The following is a 17086-nucleotide window of genomic DNA, read 5'->3' on the forward strand; positions in this document are numbered from 1 at the left end:
CGATATCCGGGCTCGACGGCTCCTGCATGCGACGGACCGGTTCTTCGAACAAAGGGGGCACGGTGGTGGGGCACAAACCCAACCATGCCAGATAACAACACACACGAACGGGCGGACGACGAGGCTGTCACAGCCGACGGTAGTGAACCGAGTGCAACGAGACGGACCTCGTCAGCTCCGCGCACTGACGGAGGGACGACACAGGCCGCACAGCGCCATCAGAACACGAACTATCTCGACGAGGAGGTGAACTTGCTGAAACCGAGCACGCCCTACATGCGTGACCACCTCAGAATCGTCTGGACCGGCTTCGTCGCCTGGGCGATTATCGTCTTCGGGCCGGTGACGCTGACAGTCATCGCTCCCGACGCGATGACGACGACGATGCCGGTCATCGGCTTCCCGTTGCACTACTTCCTCGTCGCCTTCGGCGCGCCGACGGGCGCGCTCATCCTGTCGGCCATCTACGCCCGCCAGCGCGACAAGCTCGACGACAAGTACGGTATCGATCACAGCACCGCCGGCCCCGAGGAGGGCGGAGCCGGCGAGAGCGGTGAGGCCGCGGCCACCGACGGTGGTGAGCGACCCGAAGAGTCGCGAGCCTCGTCTGACCAGCGGTCAGACCGCGGGGGCGAGCAATGACGATCCCGCTGCAGGCCGAAGCGCTCGACATCTCGTTTAAACTGCTGCCGGCCATCATCGTCTTCCTCATGATGGCGTCGTTCCTGGTCATCGGCTACGTGTTCAAGGTGGCAGACACCGAGGGCATGTGGGTCGCCGGCCGCGGCATCGGCAACATCGAGAACGGGATGGCCATCGGCGCGAACTGGATGTCCGCCGCCTCGTATCTCGGGCTGGCCGGGCTCGTCGCGCTGTCGGGCTTTTACGGCCTGGCGTTCATCGTCGGCTGGACGACCGGCTACTTCGTCCTGCTCATCTTCCTCGCCGCACAGATGCGGCGGTTCGGGAAGTACACGGCCCCCGACTTCGTCGCGGACCGATTCAACTCCCCGACGGCCCGCGCGCTGGCCGCGTTCACCACGCTGCTCATCGCGTACGTCTACTCCGTTGGCCAGGCCCGCGGGATGGGCCTCGTCGGCCAGTACGTCTTCGGCCTCGACATCATCCCGATGATAATCGTGATGATGACCATCACCGTCGGCTACCTCGCACTGTCGGGGATGCTCGGCGCGACCAAGAACATGGCCGTCCAGTACGTCATCCTCATCGTCGCGTTTCTGGCCGGCGTCTACGCGGTCGGCTTCACCGGCGGCTACTCGACGGTGTTGCCACAGATAGAGTACGGCGCGCTGTTCGACGAACTCAGCCGACAGTTCTCCGCGCCCTTTATCGGCGGTAACAGCTACTACCTGTGGGTGGCGACGGCGTTCTCGCTCATCTTCGGGACCTGTGGCCTCCCGCACGTGTTGGTGCGGTTCTACACGGTCAAGAGCGAGCGGACCGCTCGCTGGTCGACCGTCTGGGGACTGTTCTTCATCCTCCTGCTGTACTGGGCCGCTCCCGCGATGGCCGCCTTCGGCGTCGACCTGTTCGCGGCGGTCAACAACATCTCGCCGCAGGCGGTCTTCACCGGCGAGCAGGCGATGTCCGGCGCGGAGGGCGACGTCATCGTCGTGCTCGCCGCGCAGTTCGCGGACCTCCCGACGTGGTTCGTCGGGCTGGTCGCCGCCGGGGCGATGGCCGCGGCCATCGCGACGACCGCGGGGCTGTTCATCACGGCCTCCTCGGCCGTCGCTCACGACATCTACGCCGAGCTCATCAACCCCGACGCGACCCAGCGACAGCAGGTCCTCATCGGGCGAGCGACCATCGTCGGCATCGGCGCACTGGTGACCGTCACCGCCTTCAACCCACCGGCGCTCATCGGCGAACTCGTCGCCTACGCCTTCTCGCTTGCCGGTACGGTGCTGTTCCCGATGTTCTTCCTCGGACTCTGGTGGGAGAACACCAACCGACAGGGCGCCTTGGCCGGGATGTCCGTCGGCCTGTTGCTCTGGATAACCTCGATTATCAACAGCGTCCTGCCGGCCTACGTCGGCGCTCTCGGCGCGGCCGCCGGTGAGGGCGGCGCGCTCGTCCCGATATACGCCCAGTACGTCCCGCCCATCGGCGCCGCGCTGGTCGGGACGCCGCTGGTCTTCCTCGTCACCATCGCCGTCTCGCTGGCGACGCCGGAGCCGCCACTGGAGACGAAGAAGATGGTGCGGCAGTGTCACAGCCCCGAACCGATGGGCCAGCAACAGACCGCCGAGGACATCGTCTCGAACACCGGCGGCGACACCCCTGCGGACGACTAACCATGTACGACAACATCCTCATTCCGACTGACGGGAGCGAGACCGCGAACGTCGCGGTGTCCCACGCCGTGGACCTCGCCGCGCAGTACGGGGCCCGCCTGCACGCGCTGTACGTCGTCGACATCGACGCCGTGAACTTCGGCCTCGGCACCGAGCAGGTCGACCGCATCAAACAGGGCAACTTCGGTGAGATGCACGACCTGCAGGAGAAGGCCGACGACGCCACCGGGGCCGTCGTCGACGCCGCCGCCGAACACGACGTGACGGTCCACGAAGAAGTCCGCGTCGGCACGCCCCACGAAGTCATCGCCGGCTACGCCGACAACAACGACATCGACCTCGTCGTCATGGGCAGCCACGGCCGCTCGGGCGTCCGCCGGGCCCTGCTCGGGAGCGTCACCGAGCGCGTCCTGCGCTCGACGCACATCCCGGTGCTCGTGGTCGACGAACAGCGAACGGAGTGACGTCCATGGCTTCCGGGAAACACCTGCTCGAAACCGTCGGCCGACACGTCGACGAGCACCGCTCGGGGATGGTCGTCGACTTCGTCTTCGCGCTGGCGTGGGTGACCGTCGTCACCGTCCTCTTCGACCTCCTGCCGGGCGGGCCCCAGTGGCTCTACTACCTCACGCTGCTGGGCGGCGTCGTGGCCTACTTCGGCTTCTTCTGGTCGCTGGAGGCGGTCAGAGACGAAGGGGGCTGACTCGGCCCCCGGGGCAGTGAGTCGCTGTACGGGGCCACCGAACGCCTTATTTTTGCGGTGACGAGCGCGATGATAATGAGCCGAGCACAGTGTCTCGTTTCGTCTCCGTCCTGATTATCGTCGGCTTCGCCATCGCTACACAAGTGTCGCCGCCGGGCGTCTCCGTCCAGCTACTCGCTGCGCTGAGAGTTCTGATGGTGGTGCTCCCGTTCTCGTACTGGCTGGTCTACGTCCGAGGGCTCTCTCTGACGGGCTTCTGAACAGCGCCCACGCCGTACGGATCGGGCAGCGCTATCGGTCGGACCCGTTCCGTTTCGGGGCGGCTCGTTCGGTCGCCGCCTCGCTACTCCCCACTCATCGCTTCACTCGCCATATTCCGCCCCTGGGCGTTCAGACTGACCTCCGTCCGCGTCCGAACCTTGTCCACCGCCCCGACGTCCAGCAGCGTCTGGTATATCTCCTCGACGTCGTCGGGCGTCGTTCCGACGAAATCGGCCATCTCGAAGGGCGAGACCCCCGAATAGAGCGCCATCAACACCTGACTCTCCATCTCCGAGAGCTCGTAATCGTCCTCGCGTCCCTCGACGACGGCGCCGAACAGCGCCTCCAGCGCCTCGGTGTGGTGGGGCATTCCCGAGAGGTGGGTCTCGACGCTGCGACCCTCCTCGTCCGTGTGTTCGACCTCGACGACGGTTCGCTGGTCGCCGAGCACGCTGCTCTCGCCCGTCTCGATGGTCCCCACGTCGTCGATATCGAAGACGGTCGAGCCGCCGCCGGGGAACTGCAGGCGGACCTCGTCGTCGTCCAGCCGGAACCGCGCCTTGCTCCACTCGGCGTCGTCCTGGATGACGCCGCCGACGACGGCGGGGTGGCGCGCGAGGATGACCTCCCCCTGAAGCGTCGCGCGGCGGTACTCGAAAGCGAAGTCGGAGACGTTGCTGGCGTCCACGAGCAAGACGGTGTCACCGACCGAGAGGACCGTCGCGCCCGGCGGCACGTCCTCCGGCACGGCTGCGTCGGGCTCGTCGGGTACGGAGATATTCGAGTGCGGGATGGGCGTCTTGCCGTCGTTGGTCGCGAGCACCACCCGCTTGTTGGTGACGATGAGGCGACACGACTGCCACTTGGGGTCGGCGACCGGTTCGCCCTCACGGACGACGTACTGGAAGTCGCCGGACGCGTCGAGTACCTTGTGTTCGTCACCACTCATGGCCGCAGTCGTCGGAGAGTTGTCGCCGACTCGTATATAACTTCCACCGGTCACGGCGGGAGAGCGTCCGCTCGGGCTACCGAAACCACGAGCGGTCAGAAAGTCTCGACACCGCTGACTGAGCGACGACGCTACAGCGCGACGAGCAACCCGCCGACGACGCCCAGACCACCGAACACGACACACACCGTCCAGAAGGGGACCCGACGCACCAGCTGGACGAGCGCACCGACGGTCAGATAGCCCACGACGGCGCTGACCGCCAGCGCGACCGCGGCGTCGAGCGGGTCGAGCGCCGGAACGCCGTCGTCGACCAGCACGAGGACGTTGGCGCCGAGCGCGGCCGGAATCGACAGCAGAAAGGAGAGCCGCAGCGAGGACTCCCCCTCGTGGCCCCGCAGGAGCAACGCGCTGACGGTGGTGCCCGACCGGGAGACGCCGGGGAGGATAGCCACGCCCTGCAACAGCCCGACGAAGACGGCGTCGACCCAGTCGGGCCGGTCGCGGTCACCGAGTGACAGCGCGGCGGCGAACCGCTGGACCAGCCCCGTGAGCACGAGCAGGCCGCCGACCAGCGCGACGAACAGTCCCCCCTCCAGCCCGGAGACCGCGGCGTCGAGGACGAGATACGCCGGCAGTCCGGTCAGGCCCGTCGCCGCCGTCGCGACGAACAGAAAGGAGAGGTCGGCCGTCTCGTCGGCGAAGGGGCGACGCGAGAGCTCGCGGACGGACCGCAGGATATCCCGGACCTCGCCGCGGTAGTACGCGACGGCGGCGACGGCGGTGCCGGCGTGGAGAAAGAGCGCCAGCCGCGTCGCGTCGTCGGGGTCGAAACCGGAGAGCGCCGTCGAGGCGAGCGCGACGCCGCCCTCGCTGGAGACCGGGAGCCACTCCAGAACCCCCTGTAAGACACCCAGCAAGATAGCGATGAGAATCGGGTTCATACCCACTGAGCGGACAGCCGGGAGTAAAGTCGGTTCGGTATCGGAGGACGTACCCGAGCTATCAGTACTTATACAGCGGCTGCGTAACGGGTGGTATGCAACTGGGTGGGATCGAGGCCGCGCTGGGCTCGCTCCCCGTCTGGCAAGGGTTCTCGCTGCTGGTCGTCACCGGGCTGGTGCTTGCCCTCGCCGTGCGCGCCGTCGGCGACAGGTATCTCAAGTCACTGACCAGCCGCATCGACAGTGACATCGACGACATCGTCCTCGGTGGCGTCCACCGGGCGCTGTACGTCAGTCTCGCGCTGGCCGGCGCGTACGCCGGGACGCAGGTGTACGACATCGCTCCGGGCATCTCGGTCCCGCTGGAATCGGGGACGCTGTCGGTCGTCATCGTCGTCTGGATGGCGACGCTGCTGCGAGTCGGTCGGAAGGTGTCGACGGCGGTGACCGACACCGAGTACATCGACCGCCAGATGGTTCCCATCCTCCAGAACGTCTGGAGCGCCGTCGTCGCCGCCGTCGCCGTCTTCCTCCTGCTCGTGCTGTGGGACGTCGACGTGACGCCGCTCTTGGCCTCGGCCGGCATCGCCGGCATCATCGTTGGCCTGGCCGCCCGGGACACGCTGGCGAACTTCTTCGGCTCGCTGTCGCTGTATCTCGACGGGACCTACAAGGTGGGCGACTACGTCGTCCTCGAAACCGGCGAGCGCGGTCGCGTCGAGGACATCTCCGTGCGCTCGACGGTCATCCGGACCCGCGACGACATCCTCGTCACCGTCCCCAACGCGAAGCTGTCGAACGCCGCCATCGTCAACGAGTCCACGCCCAAGACGAAACGCCGTATCCGGGTACCCATCGGCGTCGCCTACGGCACCGATATCGACGCTCTGGAGGAGCTACTGCTGGAGATTGCCGACGCCGAGGGACTCGTACTGGAACGGCCCAAGCCCCGCGTCCGCTTCCGGGAGTTCGGCGGGTCCGCGCTGAACTTCGAGCTACTGTGCTGGGTCAACAATCCGGCCCAGCGAGCGCGTGCGACACACGGGCTCAACAGCGCCATCTACAAGCGATTCCGGGCCGACGGCATCGAAATTCCGTTCCCACAGCGGGACGTGTCGGTGTCCGTCACCGACGTGCCCGGGGAGCTGTTCGGACAGCCTGACGAGCCGTCCGCCGAACCGTTCCCGACCGAGACAACCGAACCGAGCCACCCGGCGTCGGAACGCCGTTCAGACGGCGGGCACGAAGACCGGTGACACAGTCCGGGTTCGGTCGCTGATTCGGAAAACAACGCGGGCGGGACTTTCTGGCTGTCGAAGCAGCCGATATCGAACACTGTGGACACGGCGTCGAGGTCGAAACGCAGTTACCGACCGCCCTCCACACCACGACAATGACCGTACTAGAGGACGCCGAGGCCGCGCTGGCCACGGGGCCGCTCTGTGATTCCTGTCTCGGCCGGCTGTTCGCCGAGCGGAGCTTCGGGCTGGCCAACGCCGAGCGGGGGGAGGCGCTGCGGGTCTCGCTGGCGCTGGAAGCCGACGAGCCCTTCGAGCCGAGCGAGGACTGCTGGGTGTGTGAGATGGAGAGCGACCGCGTCGACTGGTGGGCCGAGCAGGCCGCCACCGCCGTCAGGGGGTACGACTTCGACACCTATCAGGTCGGGACGAAGGTGCCGCCGCTGCTCGAAGAGAACGACGCCCTGCTGCGCGAGGACGTGGGCTTCGACGAGGAGTCGGGCGAGGCGCTGAAGACCGAGCTGAACCGCGAGGTCGGCAAGCGCATCGGCGACCTGACCGGCGCCGAAGTGGAGTTTGGCCGCCCGGACGTGCAGTTCACGCTCGACCTGTCGACGGACGACATCGACGTCACCGTCAACTCCGCGTTCGTCTACGGCCGCTACCGCAAGCTCGAACGGGACATCCCCCAGACGAAGTGGCCCTGCAACGACTGCAACGGCACCGGGCGCTGGCAGGGCCAGCCCTGTGACGGCTGTGACGGCTCCGGCTTCCGCTACGACGAGTCCGTCGAACAGCTCTCGGTACCGGTCGTCGTCGACGCGATGGACGGGGAGTCGGGCACCTTCCACGGCGCCGGCCGCGAGGACGTGGACGCGCTGATGCTGGAGTCCGGTCGCCCCTTCGTCATCGAAGTGGACGAGCCCCGCGTTCGCGACGTGGACGTCGACCAGCTCGAAGCCGACGTCAACGAGTTCGCCGACGGCAAGGTCGAAGTCGAGGGGCTCCGGCTGGCGACCCACGACATGGTCGAGCGCGTCAAGGAACTGGACGCCTCGAAGACCTACCGGATGGACGTGGAGTTCAGCGAGCCGGTCACCGACGAGGCGCTGCAGGCGGCCCTCGACGAGCTCGAAGGGACGACCGTCCATCAGGACACGCCACAGCGTGTCTCCCACCGGCGGGCGGACCTCACTCGCACCCGGGACGTCTACGCCGCCAGCGGCGACCTGGTCGACGACACCCACGCCGACATCCGCATCCACGGCGCGGGCGGCCTCTACGTGAAGGAGCTGATTTCCAGCGACGAGGGGCGCACGGAGCCGAGCCTCACCGGACTGCTGGGCGTCGACAGCGTCGTGACCGCGCTGGACGTTGTCGACGTACAGGGCGAGGACGAGCCGTTCGCCGACGAGGAGTTCTTCCGGGACTGACGGCGGTGGTCAGAGCAGCCCGAAAAACGGGAAGCCGACGTCGGCCCACGAGATGGCGTGGACCAACGCGACGACGAAGAGATTCCGCGTCCGCTGGTAGGTGAGGCAGAACGCCAGCCCCTGGCCGAACAGGACGAACAGATACGCCGCGAGGAACTCCGGGCCGCGAGCGACGCCGTACAGCCCGTGCAAGAGCGAGAAGAGCGCGGCTCCGAGCACAACCTCGGAGGCTGGATGGAACGTGTCTCGCAGCTTCCCCTGGACGATACCCCTGACGAACTGTTCTTCGACGAGCGCGGGCACCAGGTACAGGCCGAGGAAGACGACGGGCCACAGCAGCGGCCACCTGCCCAATCCGACGTCGGCACCAGTCCCGCTGAGCAGTTCGAGCGAGAGTCCGAGCAGCGGCAGTGCGAACTGGGCCGCCTCGGCCATGATATCGAGCCCGGCGGTCCCGAGGACAACCCACAGCGTATCGTGTCGGGTCGGCAGCCGTATCTGGACGTACTCCCATCGTTGCGTGGCGGCGAGATAGGCGACGATAACAACGCCGAAGGCGACCTGGGACCCCTTGGCCCCCATGAGATACGCGATATCCGGGAACCGCGGTGCGACGATACCGTTCACCAGGGGTCGGTACACGGAGTAGACGAACAGTGAGAAGACCGACCCGAAGAAGATCAGGGCTATCGCGCCGCTGAGCGCGCCGACTCGGGTATCCGGACCGAAACGTTGCCGTACGCTGTGGAGCCAGTCTGAGCGGTGTGCCATGTGTCCGTTACGACCGCTGACAGCGATATCAAGCCAAACGACAGTTAACGCCAATTTTTGGCCGTATACGGCCGTATACCCTGGGATGGGGGGAACGTGTACGCCCGTACACCCGGACACGTCGTCCGCCGAACGGCGCGCCGACGCGTCCAGAACAGTAAAATAAAATGCACAACTCGTCTGGGCTAAGCCATGTCGGATGCAGTGTCCTCGCTGCTCACGCGGACCCAGCGAGACCGGATTCGGTCGGGGTTCGCGGACGTCGAACGTGCGAAACGCCGGCGAGACCAGCGGAAGATTCGTACCCGTATCGCCGCCGGTATCGACGACTTCGAACTGCTGGTCGACTACCCAGACAGACAGTTAGAACTGGCCTTCGAGGAGCGGGCGGACGAGACGCTCGAAGCGCGGCTGGCCGACGCGTATCTGACCGTCGAGCGCATCCGAATCCTCCGGGGCATCGACCGCGACGCACTGCGACGGCGGGCCAGCGCACGACGCGACGCCGTCGCGACCGACGAGACTCCTATGCTGGCGGCGGTCCCGGTTCGGACCACTGACGAGTGGCGCGACTACGTGGCGGACGACCTCGCGGCGGAGTACCAACCAAGTCGGTGGAAGCGCCTCTCGGACGCCCTGCTGAAGATCGGGCTGGCGCTACTCGTCTTCGTGAGCGGACTCGCCGTCGTCGCCCCGGACTTCACGAACGGCTACGGGAGTCTCCCAGGTATCGTCGGGGCGAGCCTCTTGACGGTCGGGCTCGGCATCGTCGGCGTCCGCGGGCTGAAGTACGACCTGGTCCCAGCGACTCGGACGTTCGTCGCTGACCCGTCCGGCGCTCTCCGGACGGCGTGGGACCAGTTCTAGCCACGCGTCGGATCACAACCGCTTTACTCGACGCCGCGAACGCACCAGCTATGCGATTCGGCGTCGACGAGGCCGGCAAAGGACCGGTGCTGGGGTCCATGTTCGCCGCCGCGGTGCGAGCGGCCCCCGAGGCCCTGCCAGACGGCGTCGGTGACTCGAAGGGTATCGCGCCCGACCGGCGTGAGCGGCTGGACGGAGCGATTCGCTCCGTCGCCGAGCGCGTCGCCGTCGCCGAGATTCCCGTCGCCCGCATCGACGATCCCGAGACGGACATGAACACGCTGACCGTCGCCGCCCACGCCGAGGCGCTGGCGGGCGTCGCCACCGACGGACTGCCGGGGACGGTGGACGCCGGCGACACCGACGCCGGACGCTTCGGCCGGCGGGTCGCCGACCGCGTCGACGCCACCGTCGACCTCGACGCCGAGCACGGCGCCGACGAGACCGACCCGCTCGTGGGCGCGGCCTCCATCGTCGCGAAGGTGGCCCGCGACAGCCACGTCGAGACGCTCGCCGAGACCCACGGCGCGGTCGGCTCGGGCTACCCGAGCGACCCGACGACACGCGCGTTTCTGGCCGGCTACGTCGAGCGCCACGGCGAGCTTCCCGACTGTGCCCGGACCTCGTGGTCGACCTGCGACGACGTGCTCGCCGCCGCCCAGCAGTCGACGCTGGGGGAGTTTTGAAACGCCTGTAGCCGCCCGACCGGCCGCCCGGGCGGGACTGAAAGGGGCTTTCTGTCGGTTCACAGGCGGAGAGTGATCGATCGGAAAAGTGTTCGCGTCGTTTGCTACTCGTCCAGCACGAGGTTCCGCAGGATGTCACCGTAGGCCGGTCGCGTGATTAGCACGCCGATGAGGACACCGACGATGGTGATGATGGCGAACCCGGAGAGGTCGCCAAGCGGGAACGCGACCATCGGCAGCATGGCGACGATGGTCGTCGCCGCCGCCGCGCCGATGACCCAGAACGCCTTGCGGAACCGGCTCTGGAACACGCGGCCCGTGTCGACTTTCCCCTGCTGGAGAATCTCGTCACCGATGATGATGAGGTCGTCCACACCGGTCCCGATGACGGCGATGAACCCGGCCAGATGGGAGAGATTGAGCGGGTACTGGGCCAGGGCGACGAAGCCAAGCAGGATGTACACCTCCGAGAGCGCCGTCACTATCATCGGCAGCGCGACCTCGCGCCGTCGGTAGCGGCCGTAGACGACCAGACTGACCGCCAGCACCGCGAGCAGCCCCGTGATGAGCGAGTTCGTCTTGAACTGGTCGGCCAGCGCCGGCGACAGCGAGTTCCGGTTGCCGGCCTCGAAGTCCAGGTCGGACTTGAGACGCCCCGCGTCGAGGCTGAGTTCCAGTTCGCGGGCCTCGTCCATGGAGGTGGTCTCCATCTGGAACTGCGGGTCCGTCGCGAAGCTCCCGTCGGCGAAGGACTGCCCCAGCGACGGGCGCACGCCGCCGATAAACACCGGCTGGCCGTTCAGCGTCGTGACCAGACAGGTCGAGTTGATGCTCTCGACCGAGTCGTGGTTCTCCGGGCGGGCCCCACAGGACACCCCGTTGCCGAATCCGGCCTCGGCCATGTCGTTCTGGAAGCGCTCGGCGGCGCTCTGTTCGATGGTCACCGGGACCACGGGACCGCTGTTCTGTGGGTTCTGTGCGTTACCGATGCGGGCGAACTCCTCCTGGCTGAGGACCTGCTGGTGGGTCCAGTTACCCGTCGTGTCGTTCTGGTAGACGGCGTAGACGCGGACCACGCCGCGCTCTTCGAGGATGTCGATGAGCTCCTCGGCGTCGCGTCCCGGCGCGGTGATGCTGATGAAGTTCCGTCCGCCGGGGGAGTTGACCTCCTGAACCCGGCCGCCGCTGAGGGCCGACGTGGTTATCTTCTCCTCGATGTCCGAAACCATCTCCGTGCGGGTCGCGTCGGTGACGCCCTGGCGGACGGTGGACGGATTGTACCCCTCCGCTTCGAGCGCGGTCCGGAACTCCGCGCGCGTGACGTTCTCGTTGAACAGCTCGACGGTGCCGTTCTGGCCCTGCTGGGTCGCCGGTCGGATCTCGACGTCTATCGGGTCGACGCCGAGCCGGTTGGCGATAGCCGACTGGGCCCGAGCCTGCTCATCCGGGGCGACGTCGACGCCCTCGGCGGTCATCCCGACGACGGGCGCCTGAATGCGGGCGCCGCCGGAGAGTTCGATACCGTACTGGAGGTTCGTCAGCTGGTCGCCGCCGGCGCCCTCGCTGTCCGTCGACCCCGGCGGCGCCCCGGGGACGAACAGCGCGACGGTGCTGACGAGCAACAGGACGACCAGCACGCCGATGCGCCAGTTCTCTCTGAGCGCGCTCATCGGTTGATCCCCTCGTACTTGTACCAGCGAAGCAGCGTGACGTTGAGCATGTAGGTGTTCATCAGGTCAGCCGTCAGGCCGAGCACCAGCACGATACCGATGGAAGCCATCAGCTCGATACCGAACAGCGTCGCCGAGATGGCCATCACGGTCATCGCGGCGATGGAGGTGAGCGTCATCGTCACACCGGTGCGCATCGCCCGGTAGGTGGACTCGTAGAACCCGCCCGACCGCCGGAGGACGTGGTTGTTCAACAGGATGTCCGAGTCCACCGAATACCCGATGAGCATCAGCAGGGCCGCGACGGTCCCCAGGGAGAGCTTGATGCCGACGAGGTTCATGATGGCGACGGGGATGACGATGTCCGAGAAGGCCGAGATGACGATGGCGATACTCGGGACGAAGGTCCGGAACAGGGCGAAAGCGAGGAGGCTCATCCCGAGGAAGGCGACGCCGACGCCGATGACGGCGAGGCGCTGGTTGTCCGCGCCGAAGACGGGCGAGGTCGTCCCGCTCTGGAGCACGGTCATCCCGTCGGTCTGCTCGGCCGTCGCGGTTATCTCCGATATCTCCGCGGAGTCGTCGAACGTGATGATGTACTGGTCCTGCCCGGAGACCTGCTGGACCGAGACGACCGAGTCCCCGAAGACGTCGGTGGCTTGCTGTTCCGAAATCGGTGACGACGACTGAACCGTGAGCTCTGATCCACCTGTGAAGTCCACACCCAGCGCGACCGGCGAGCCGGTCATCACGGCGGTGACCGCGAGCACCCCCAAGGCGACCGCCAGCACCGCGAGCGGGACCGCGGCGAGCTGGCGATTGGAGTACTGCGTGTAGTCGACTTCCGGGACCTCGAACGCGACCATGGGCGTGGGTGTGGCACGCCTCCGAATAAGCCTTCCGTGTTGCCCTAATTGGGCTTAGATTGGATATGAGACGATATTCTGATTTCAGCAAGGTCAGCAAGGCCTGTACTTCCGCTGTCTATTCTGCACCGAGAGTGTATTTTTCGTAAAGAGTTGGCGAAAACCGACTATGTATAAATACCGACCCAGAATAACACAGTCGAACTTATTTTCATGCGGTTTTTGTTGTTCACTAACTTCCAAACCGACTTGGGAAATCAAGAATCTATTCGAGTGCGGGATAGAAAGTGTGAGGAGAGATAGTCGATTCAGCCTATGATGACGTTGAATCTTGTTTGAAAAAATTGCTTGTATGTGACATGACGGCCGACCCACGTCAGCTATAAACTTTAGTTACATAAGTTGTGTAAAATGTGGTGTGGCAACGCGAAAGAATATCTCCATCCGTGACGACCAAATGAGTGGGCTCAGGACAATCACCTGAAGATGTCCTCGTTCGTCCAAGAGACTTGGACGAACTTATCGAGAAACGAGAGTCATAGATGCGCTACAACTACAAGTATCGGCTTGACCCGCCGGAGGCCCTCACCGAGACGCTTCTGTACCACGTCGATACTTGTAGACAACTCTACAACCACGTCCTATACAAGCTCAACGAGGAAGACGATATTCCAAAACGTTACAAGATACAGGGGACACTTCCTGACCTCAAATCGTGGTGGGACGACCTCGGAGACGTGTACTCGAAAGTGTTGCAGATGGTCGTTAAGCGTGTCTACGACAACCTCGCCACGCTCAAAGCGCAGAAAGAGAACGGGCGCGCTGTTGGAACGCTCAAGTGGAAACCTCCTCGGGAGTATCGGTCGCTCACCTACAATCAGTCCGGCTTCAAACTCAAGAATACGAGTGGTCGGCCTGTCCTGTGGTTGAGCAAAATCGGTGATATTCCGATTCAGCTTCACCGCGACATCCCAGAGAACGCGACCATCAAACAAGTCACAGTCAAGCAAGAACCCACGGGCGAGTGGTTCGCCACGTTCGGTATCGACGTGGAAGAAGACGCTCCTGAGAAACCAGAGAACCCAGAACGAGTCGTCGGGATTGACGTTGGTATCTTGACGTACGCACACGATACTGATGGAACCGCTGTCGAGTCACCAGACTTCGCCGACGAGCGCGAGCGGTTAGAACGCTCTCAGCGTAGCCTCTCGCGGAAGGAACACGGCTCGAACAATTGGGAGAAACAGCGCAAGACGGTCGCCCGACGACACGCCGACCTGAAACGGAAGCGCAGGGACTTCCTCCACAAGTTGTCGAACTACTACGCCGCTGAGTACGACCTTGTAGCGGTCGAGGACTTGGACGCGAAGGGGCTGGTCGAACTCCCCGGTAACTCTCGGAACCGTGCCGGGGCCTCGTGGGGAATGTTCCTCCGAATGCTCGAATACAAGTGCGAACGGGAAGGGACGCACTTAGTTTCCGTAGACCCCCGAGGAACCACCAAAGAGTGCGCTTCGTGCGGAACGGAAACGGACAAACCGCTATGGGTACGTGAACACTCGTGCCCGTCATGCGGGTTCAAGGCAGACAGAGATGCAAATGCGTCGTGGAACATTCTTTCTCGCGGTCTCGAAAAAGTAGGAGTGGGACACCCCGAATCAACGCCTGTGGAGACTGCGCTCCCTGCGGATACACCCGTATCTGCAAAGCGCGTCGTGGAGACAGGAAGCCCCTCCCTCAAGGAGCGAACCGCGTCAGCGGTGAGCGAGTAGGGTGGGGTAGTTCACGCCTTCTTAATCCGCGCGGACCGGACGGGGAACGAACCGGCCCATCAGTCCGGGAGATATCGGACGCTGACGACGCCACTCGCCGCCCGAATCTCGACGCGGTCCACGCCGAGTCGGCCCGCCCGGGCCACTGTCTCCTCGTCGGCCGCCACCTCCTCGGCGGTCGCGTCGGCCTCGTCGTCCGGGACCGTCAGGACGTGGAGCTCGCCGGTGCCGGCCCGCTCCTGTGTCGTCAGCTCGCCGACGGGCTGGTCGGCGGCGAGGGCTTTGGCCTGCTGGGTCGGTTCGAGGGCGACGACCTCGACGGGAATCTCGTGCTCGGCGGCCAGTTCGACGAGCTCGTAGGTCACCTCCATCGGCGGCTCCGCTTCCAGCGTCGCCTCGATGACCGTCCCCGCGTCGAGGCCGGGGTTCTCCGAGAGCGTCAGTACCTGCGAGTCGACCACGTCGCGGAGTGTGACCGACGACTCGTCGGTGTGGGTGACGAGGAAGGTCCCTGCTTTCTGGGTCATGCGACGGGGTAGGTCAGGGCCGTTTTTCCCCGTTTCGACCGAGCACCGGCGGGTGGACGCAGCGTTCGTTGTGACCCTACACAGCCGGACGTCCCGTCTCTGTCGGTTGAGCCGGGTTCGGCGAGCCACCGCCCGCTTATCGTAGAATTCGATGCACTACGTACATCAGGCCGACGGCGACGAGCGGCGGCGCGAGCCCGGCAATCTGGGGGAGTCCGTAGAGCGTGGCGACGATAGCGCTCTCGCTCGACTGTTGCAGCGCGGGCGGCACCGAAATCACCAGCCCGACGTACAGCGAGGCGACGAAGCCAAGCGCCGAGAGGGCCAGGCCGCGGTCGTAGGCCACCGAGGACGCGGTGCGGCGGTGGCGACGGGCGACCAGCAACACGGGCGCCAGCAGCGGCGCGACGACGAGCAGGCCGACGAAGAGGAAGAACGTCCGTGAGAAGGTGAACGTCCCGCCGCGGGCACCGCTGCTCCCGGCCAGTACGCCGATGAGGCCGAATGTGAAGATGAGTGCGATAGCCACTGTCAGGAGCAGGGCGACCACGACGTATCCCTTGAACAACAGCGAGTCGCTGGAGCGAATCGCATAGGGGAACGCGCCGGGGAGCCCGTTGTAGCTCCGCTCGGTCTCGGCCGGTGCGTCTGTCATCACCGACCGTTGGACGACGAGGCGGTTAAGCGCCCCGCTGTCGACCGAGCGCACTTCCCCCGCAAATATGTAAGAGGCCGTCGAGTGGTCGGGTATGCACGTAGATATCGGTGCGGCGCTCGGCGAGGTAGCGGAGCCCGGCGTCGACGAGGACGAACTCGACGCGCTCGACGAACGAGTCGCCACGGCACACGAGACCATCGCCGCGGGCCGGGAGAACGGCGACTTCGGCTACGCCGCGCTCAATCTGCCCGAGGAGACCGACCCGTCGGTCATCCGCGAGGCGGTCGAGCCGGTGACCGACGCAGAGTACGTCGTCACGGTCGGCATCGGCGGCTCCGCGCTCGGGGCCAAGACCGTGACAGCGGCGCTGGCTGACCGCCCCGACCGCCACGTCATCCTCGACAACGTCGACCCCGAACACATCGAGCGCACACTGGCGGCGCTCCCGCTCGAAGACACCGCCATCAACGTCGTCTCCAAGTCCGGGACCACGGCCGAGACGCTGGCGAACTTCCTCGTCGTCCGGGAGACCTACGAGGACGCGGGCGTCGACTGGACCGAACTGACCGTCGTCACCACCGGCGAGTCCGGACCGCTGGCCCAGCTCGTCGAGGAACACGACCTGCCGCGGCTCCCGGTCCCCGACGGCGTCCCCGGCCGCTTCGCCGCGCTCTCGTCGGTCGGGCTGGTCCCGGCCGCGATCTTGGACCTCGACATCGAGGGGCTGCTCTCCGGGGCCGGCGCGGCCGCCGACGACCTGGGGCCGTCGCTCTATGACTCGCCCGCCTACGCCTACGGCGCGGTCTGTTACGCACTGGAAGAACGGGGCGCCGGCGTCAACGCCGTCATGCCCTACGCCGAGCGGCTGGAGCTGTTCGCCGAGTGGTTCGCCCAGCTGTGGGCCGAGAGCCTCGGGAAGGACGGCCGCGGCCAGACGCCCGCGAGAGCGCTGGGTGCGACCGACCAGCACTCACAGCTCCAGCTCTACCGCGCCGGCCCGCGCGACAAGATGGTCACCGTCGTCCGGCCACGGGAACGCGCCGACGTACCGGTGCCCGAGACGGACCACGACTCGCTGTCCTATCTCTCGGGCGCGGACCTCGGCCAGCTGCTGGACGCCGAGTACGACGCCACCGTCGCCAGCCTCGCACAAGCGGGCCGCCCCGCCGTCGAAATCGAACTGGAGCGACTCGACGCCGAAGGGCTGGGTGAGCTCCTGTTCGCCATGGAGGCTGCCACCATCCTCGTCGGCGAGCTCGCGGACATCGAGACGTTCACCCAGCCCGCCGTCGAGTGGGGCAAGCGCGCCGCTCGCGGCCTGCTCTCCGGCGAGGAGACCGAGGAGACGAAGACGGTCGCCGAGCGGCCGAGCTACCGGATCGACTGAGCGGGCTCGGAGCCGGGTCGCCGTCCGTCTACCTAA

Annotated in this window: 18 protein-coding genes; 11 read left to right on the forward strand and 7 right to left on the reverse strand. The window is 66.0% G+C overall.

Annotation, left to right across the window (positions count from 1 at the left end; genetic code table 11):
• The first annotated feature begins 84 nt into the window (after positions 1 to 84).
• The 5 genes from NDI56_RS10380 to NDI56_RS10400 all read left to right on the forward strand — a co-directional run bounded on the left by NDI56_RS10380 (position 85) and on the right by NDI56_RS10400 (position 3281).
• The gene (locus tag NDI56_RS10380) at positions 85 to 642 is read left to right on the forward strand and encodes a DUF4212 domain-containing protein (RefSeq protein ID WP_310919434.1); all 558 of its coding nucleotides are present in this window, start codon (positions 85 to 87) and stop codon (positions 640 to 642) included.
• Positions 639 to 2318: a sodium:solute symporter family transporter gene (locus tag NDI56_RS10385; RefSeq protein WP_310919435.1), complete on the forward strand. Its 1680-nt coding sequence runs from the start codon at positions 639 to 641 to the stop codon at positions 2316 to 2318. Before NDI56_RS10380 ends, NDI56_RS10385 begins: the two co-directional genes overlap by 4 nt.
• A gap of 2 nt (positions 2319 to 2320) precedes the next feature.
• The gene (locus NDI56_RS10390) at positions 2321 to 2782 is read left to right on the forward strand and encodes a universal stress protein (RefSeq protein WP_310919436.1); all 462 of its coding nucleotides are present in this window, start codon (positions 2321 to 2323) and stop codon (positions 2780 to 2782) included.
• A gap of 5 nt (positions 2783 to 2787) precedes the next feature.
• On the forward strand, positions 2788 to 3021 hold the full coding sequence (locus NDI56_RS10395; protein ID WP_310919437.1) for a DUF8119 family protein: 234 nt from the start codon (positions 2788 to 2790) through the stop codon (positions 3019 to 3021).
• A gap of 89 nt (positions 3022 to 3110) precedes the next feature.
• Complete coding sequence (locus tag NDI56_RS10400; protein WP_310919438.1) at positions 3111 to 3281, forward strand: DUF7534 family protein; 171 nt, start codon at positions 3111 to 3113, stop codon at positions 3279 to 3281.
• Between the two features lie 83 nt (positions 3282 to 3364).
• Here NDI56_RS10400 and NDI56_RS10405 read toward each other — a convergent pair whose 3' ends face one another.
• Together NDI56_RS10405 and NDI56_RS10410 are read right to left on the reverse strand one after the other, a co-directional pair.
• Complete coding sequence (locus NDI56_RS10405; RefSeq protein ID WP_310919439.1) at positions 3365 to 4231, reverse strand: CheF family chemotaxis protein; 867 nt, start codon at positions 4229 to 4231, stop codon at positions 3365 to 3367.
• Positions 4232 to 4362: 131 nt separating this feature from the next.
• Complete coding sequence (locus NDI56_RS10410) at positions 4363 to 5175, reverse strand: undecaprenyl-diphosphate phosphatase (protein ID WP_310919440.1); 813 nt, start codon at positions 5173 to 5175, stop codon at positions 4363 to 4365.
• A gap of 95 nt (positions 5176 to 5270) precedes the next feature.
• Here NDI56_RS10410 and NDI56_RS10415 point away from each other — a divergent pair, with 95 nt between their 5' ends.
• Together NDI56_RS10415 and NDI56_RS10420 are read left to right on the forward strand one after the other, a co-directional pair.
• A complete protein-coding gene (locus NDI56_RS10415; protein WP_310919441.1) occupies positions 5271 to 6431 on the forward strand; it encodes a mechanosensitive ion channel family protein in 1161 nt (386 codons plus the stop codon).
• A 137-nt stretch (positions 6432 to 6568) separates the two neighbouring features.
• A complete protein-coding gene (locus NDI56_RS10420; protein WP_310919442.1) occupies positions 6569 to 7846 on the forward strand; it encodes a tRNA pseudouridine(54/55) synthase Pus10 in 1278 nt (425 codons plus the stop codon).
• 9 nt (positions 7847 to 7855) lie between these two features.
• Here NDI56_RS10420 and NDI56_RS10425 read toward each other — a convergent pair whose 3' ends face one another.
• Positions 7856 to 8617 carry a CPBP family intramembrane glutamic endopeptidase gene (locus tag NDI56_RS10425; protein WP_310919443.1) on the reverse strand — a complete coding sequence of 254 codons (762 nt, stop codon included), beginning with the start codon at positions 8615 to 8617 and terminating at the stop codon, positions 7856 to 7858.
• A gap of 192 nt (positions 8618 to 8809) precedes the next feature.
• Here NDI56_RS10425 and NDI56_RS10430 point away from each other — a divergent pair, with 192 nt between their 5' ends.
• Positions 8810 to 9484, forward strand: a complete 675-nt coding sequence (locus NDI56_RS10430; protein ID WP_310919445.1) for a hypothetical protein — start codon at positions 8810 to 8812, stop codon at positions 9482 to 9484.
• Between the two features lie 50 nt (positions 9485 to 9534).
• Positions 9535 to 10170 carry a ribonuclease HII gene (rnhB, locus tag NDI56_RS10435; RefSeq protein ID WP_310919446.1) on the forward strand — a complete coding sequence of 212 codons (636 nt, stop codon included), beginning with the start codon at positions 9535 to 9537 and terminating at the stop codon, positions 10168 to 10170.
• 104 nt (positions 10171 to 10274) lie between these two features.
• On the opposite strand, the gene NDI56_RS10440 is transcribed toward rnhB, so the two are convergent.
• Together NDI56_RS10440 and secF are read right to left on the reverse strand one after the other, a co-directional pair.
• A complete protein-coding gene (locus NDI56_RS10440) occupies positions 10275 to 11840 on the reverse strand; it encodes a preprotein translocase subunit SecD (RefSeq protein ID WP_310919447.1) in 1566 nt (521 codons plus the stop codon).
• Positions 11837 to 12706, reverse strand: a complete 870-nt coding sequence (gene secF / locus NDI56_RS10445; protein WP_310919448.1) for a protein translocase subunit SecF — start codon at positions 12704 to 12706, stop codon at positions 11837 to 11839. The genes NDI56_RS10440 and secF overlap by 4 nt, the downstream gene beginning before the upstream one ends.
• 542 nt (positions 12707 to 13248) lie before the next feature.
• On the opposite strand from secF, the gene NDI56_RS10450 reads away from it, so the two are divergent.
• Complete coding sequence (locus tag NDI56_RS10450; RefSeq protein ID WP_310919450.1) at positions 13249 to 14478, forward strand: RNA-guided endonuclease InsQ/TnpB family protein; 1230 nt, start codon at positions 13249 to 13251, stop codon at positions 14476 to 14478.
• A gap of 59 nt (positions 14479 to 14537) precedes the next feature.
• Here NDI56_RS10450 and NDI56_RS10455 read toward each other — a convergent pair whose 3' ends face one another.
• Both NDI56_RS10455 and NDI56_RS10460 read right to left on the reverse strand, forming a co-directional pair.
• Entirely contained in the window at positions 14538 to 15005 is a 468-nt protein-coding gene (locus NDI56_RS10455) for a DUF5812 family protein (RefSeq protein ID WP_310919451.1), read from the reverse strand.
• A gap of 136 nt (positions 15006 to 15141) precedes the next feature.
• Entirely contained in the window at positions 15142 to 15660 is a 519-nt protein-coding gene (locus NDI56_RS10460) for a DUF8056 family protein (RefSeq protein WP_310919453.1), read from the reverse strand.
• Positions 15661 to 15754: 94 nt separating this feature from the next.
• On the opposite strand from NDI56_RS10460, the gene NDI56_RS10465 reads away from it, so the two are divergent.
• Positions 15755 to 17050 carry a glucose-6-phosphate isomerase gene (locus tag NDI56_RS10465; RefSeq protein WP_310919455.1) on the forward strand — a complete coding sequence of 432 codons (1296 nt, stop codon included), beginning with the start codon at positions 15755 to 15757 and terminating at the stop codon, positions 17048 to 17050.
• Positions 17051 to 17086: the final 36 nt, after the last annotated feature.

Source organism: Halomicroarcula saliterrae, from assembly GCF_031624395.1.
Taxonomy (GTDB): Archaea; Halobacteriota; Halobacteria; order Halobacteriales; family Haloarculaceae; genus Haloarcula; species Haloarcula saliterrae.

Excerpts from the sequence above, each read along its gene's own strand:
- NDI56_RS10380 (WP_310919434.1), top strand. The coding sequence starts at position 85 with ATGCCAGATAACAACACACACGAACGGGCGGACGACGAGGCTGTCACA.
- NDI56_RS10385 (WP_310919435.1), top strand. The coding sequence starts at position 639 with ATGACGATCCCGCTGCAGGCCGAAGCGCTCGACATCTCGTTTAAACTG.
- NDI56_RS10390 (WP_310919436.1), top strand. The coding sequence starts at position 2,321 with ATGTACGACAACATCCTCATTCCGACTGACGGGAGCGAGACCGCGAAC.
- NDI56_RS10395 (WP_310919437.1), top strand. The coding sequence starts at position 2,788 with ATGGCTTCCGGGAAACACCTGCTCGAAACCGTCGGCCGACACGTCGAC.
- NDI56_RS10405 (WP_310919439.1), bottom strand. The coding sequence starts at position 4,231 with ATGAGTGGTGACGAACACAAGGTACTCGACGCGTCCGGCGACTTCCAG.
- NDI56_RS10410 (WP_310919440.1), bottom strand. The coding sequence starts at position 5,175 with ATGAACCCGATTCTCATCGCTATCTTGCTGGGTGTCTTACAGGGGGTT.
- NDI56_RS10415 (WP_310919441.1), top strand. The coding sequence starts at position 5,271 with ATGCAACTGGGTGGGATCGAGGCCGCGCTGGGCTCGCTCCCCGTCTGG.
- NDI56_RS10420 (WP_310919442.1), top strand. The coding sequence starts at position 6,569 with ATGACCGTACTAGAGGACGCCGAGGCCGCGCTGGCCACGGGGCCGCTC.
- NDI56_RS10425 (WP_310919443.1), bottom strand. The coding sequence starts at position 8,617 with ATGGCACACCGCTCAGACTGGCTCCACAGCGTACGGCAACGTTTCGGT.
- NDI56_RS10430 (WP_310919445.1), top strand. The coding sequence starts at position 8,810 with ATGTCGGATGCAGTGTCCTCGCTGCTCACGCGGACCCAGCGAGACCGG.
- rnhB (WP_310919446.1), top strand. The coding sequence starts at position 9,535 with ATGCGATTCGGCGTCGACGAGGCCGGCAAAGGACCGGTGCTGGGGTCC.
- NDI56_RS10440 (WP_310919447.1), bottom strand. The coding sequence starts at position 11,840 with ATGAGCGCGCTCAGAGAGAACTGGCGCATCGGCGTGCTGGTCGTCCTG.
- secF (WP_310919448.1), bottom strand. The coding sequence starts at position 12,706 with ATGGTCGCGTTCGAGGTCCCGGAAGTCGACTACACGCAGTACTCCAAT.
- NDI56_RS10450 (WP_310919450.1), top strand. The coding sequence starts at position 13,249 with ATGCGCTACAACTACAAGTATCGGCTTGACCCGCCGGAGGCCCTCACC.
- NDI56_RS10455 (WP_310919451.1), bottom strand. The coding sequence starts at position 15,005 with ATGACCCAGAAAGCAGGGACCTTCCTCGTCACCCACACCGACGAGTCG.
- NDI56_RS10460 (WP_310919453.1), bottom strand. The coding sequence starts at position 15,660 with ATGACAGACGCACCGGCCGAGACCGAGCGGAGCTACAACGGGCTCCCC.
- NDI56_RS10465 (WP_310919455.1), top strand. The coding sequence starts at position 15,755 with ATGCACGTAGATATCGGTGCGGCGCTCGGCGAGGTAGCGGAGCCCGGC.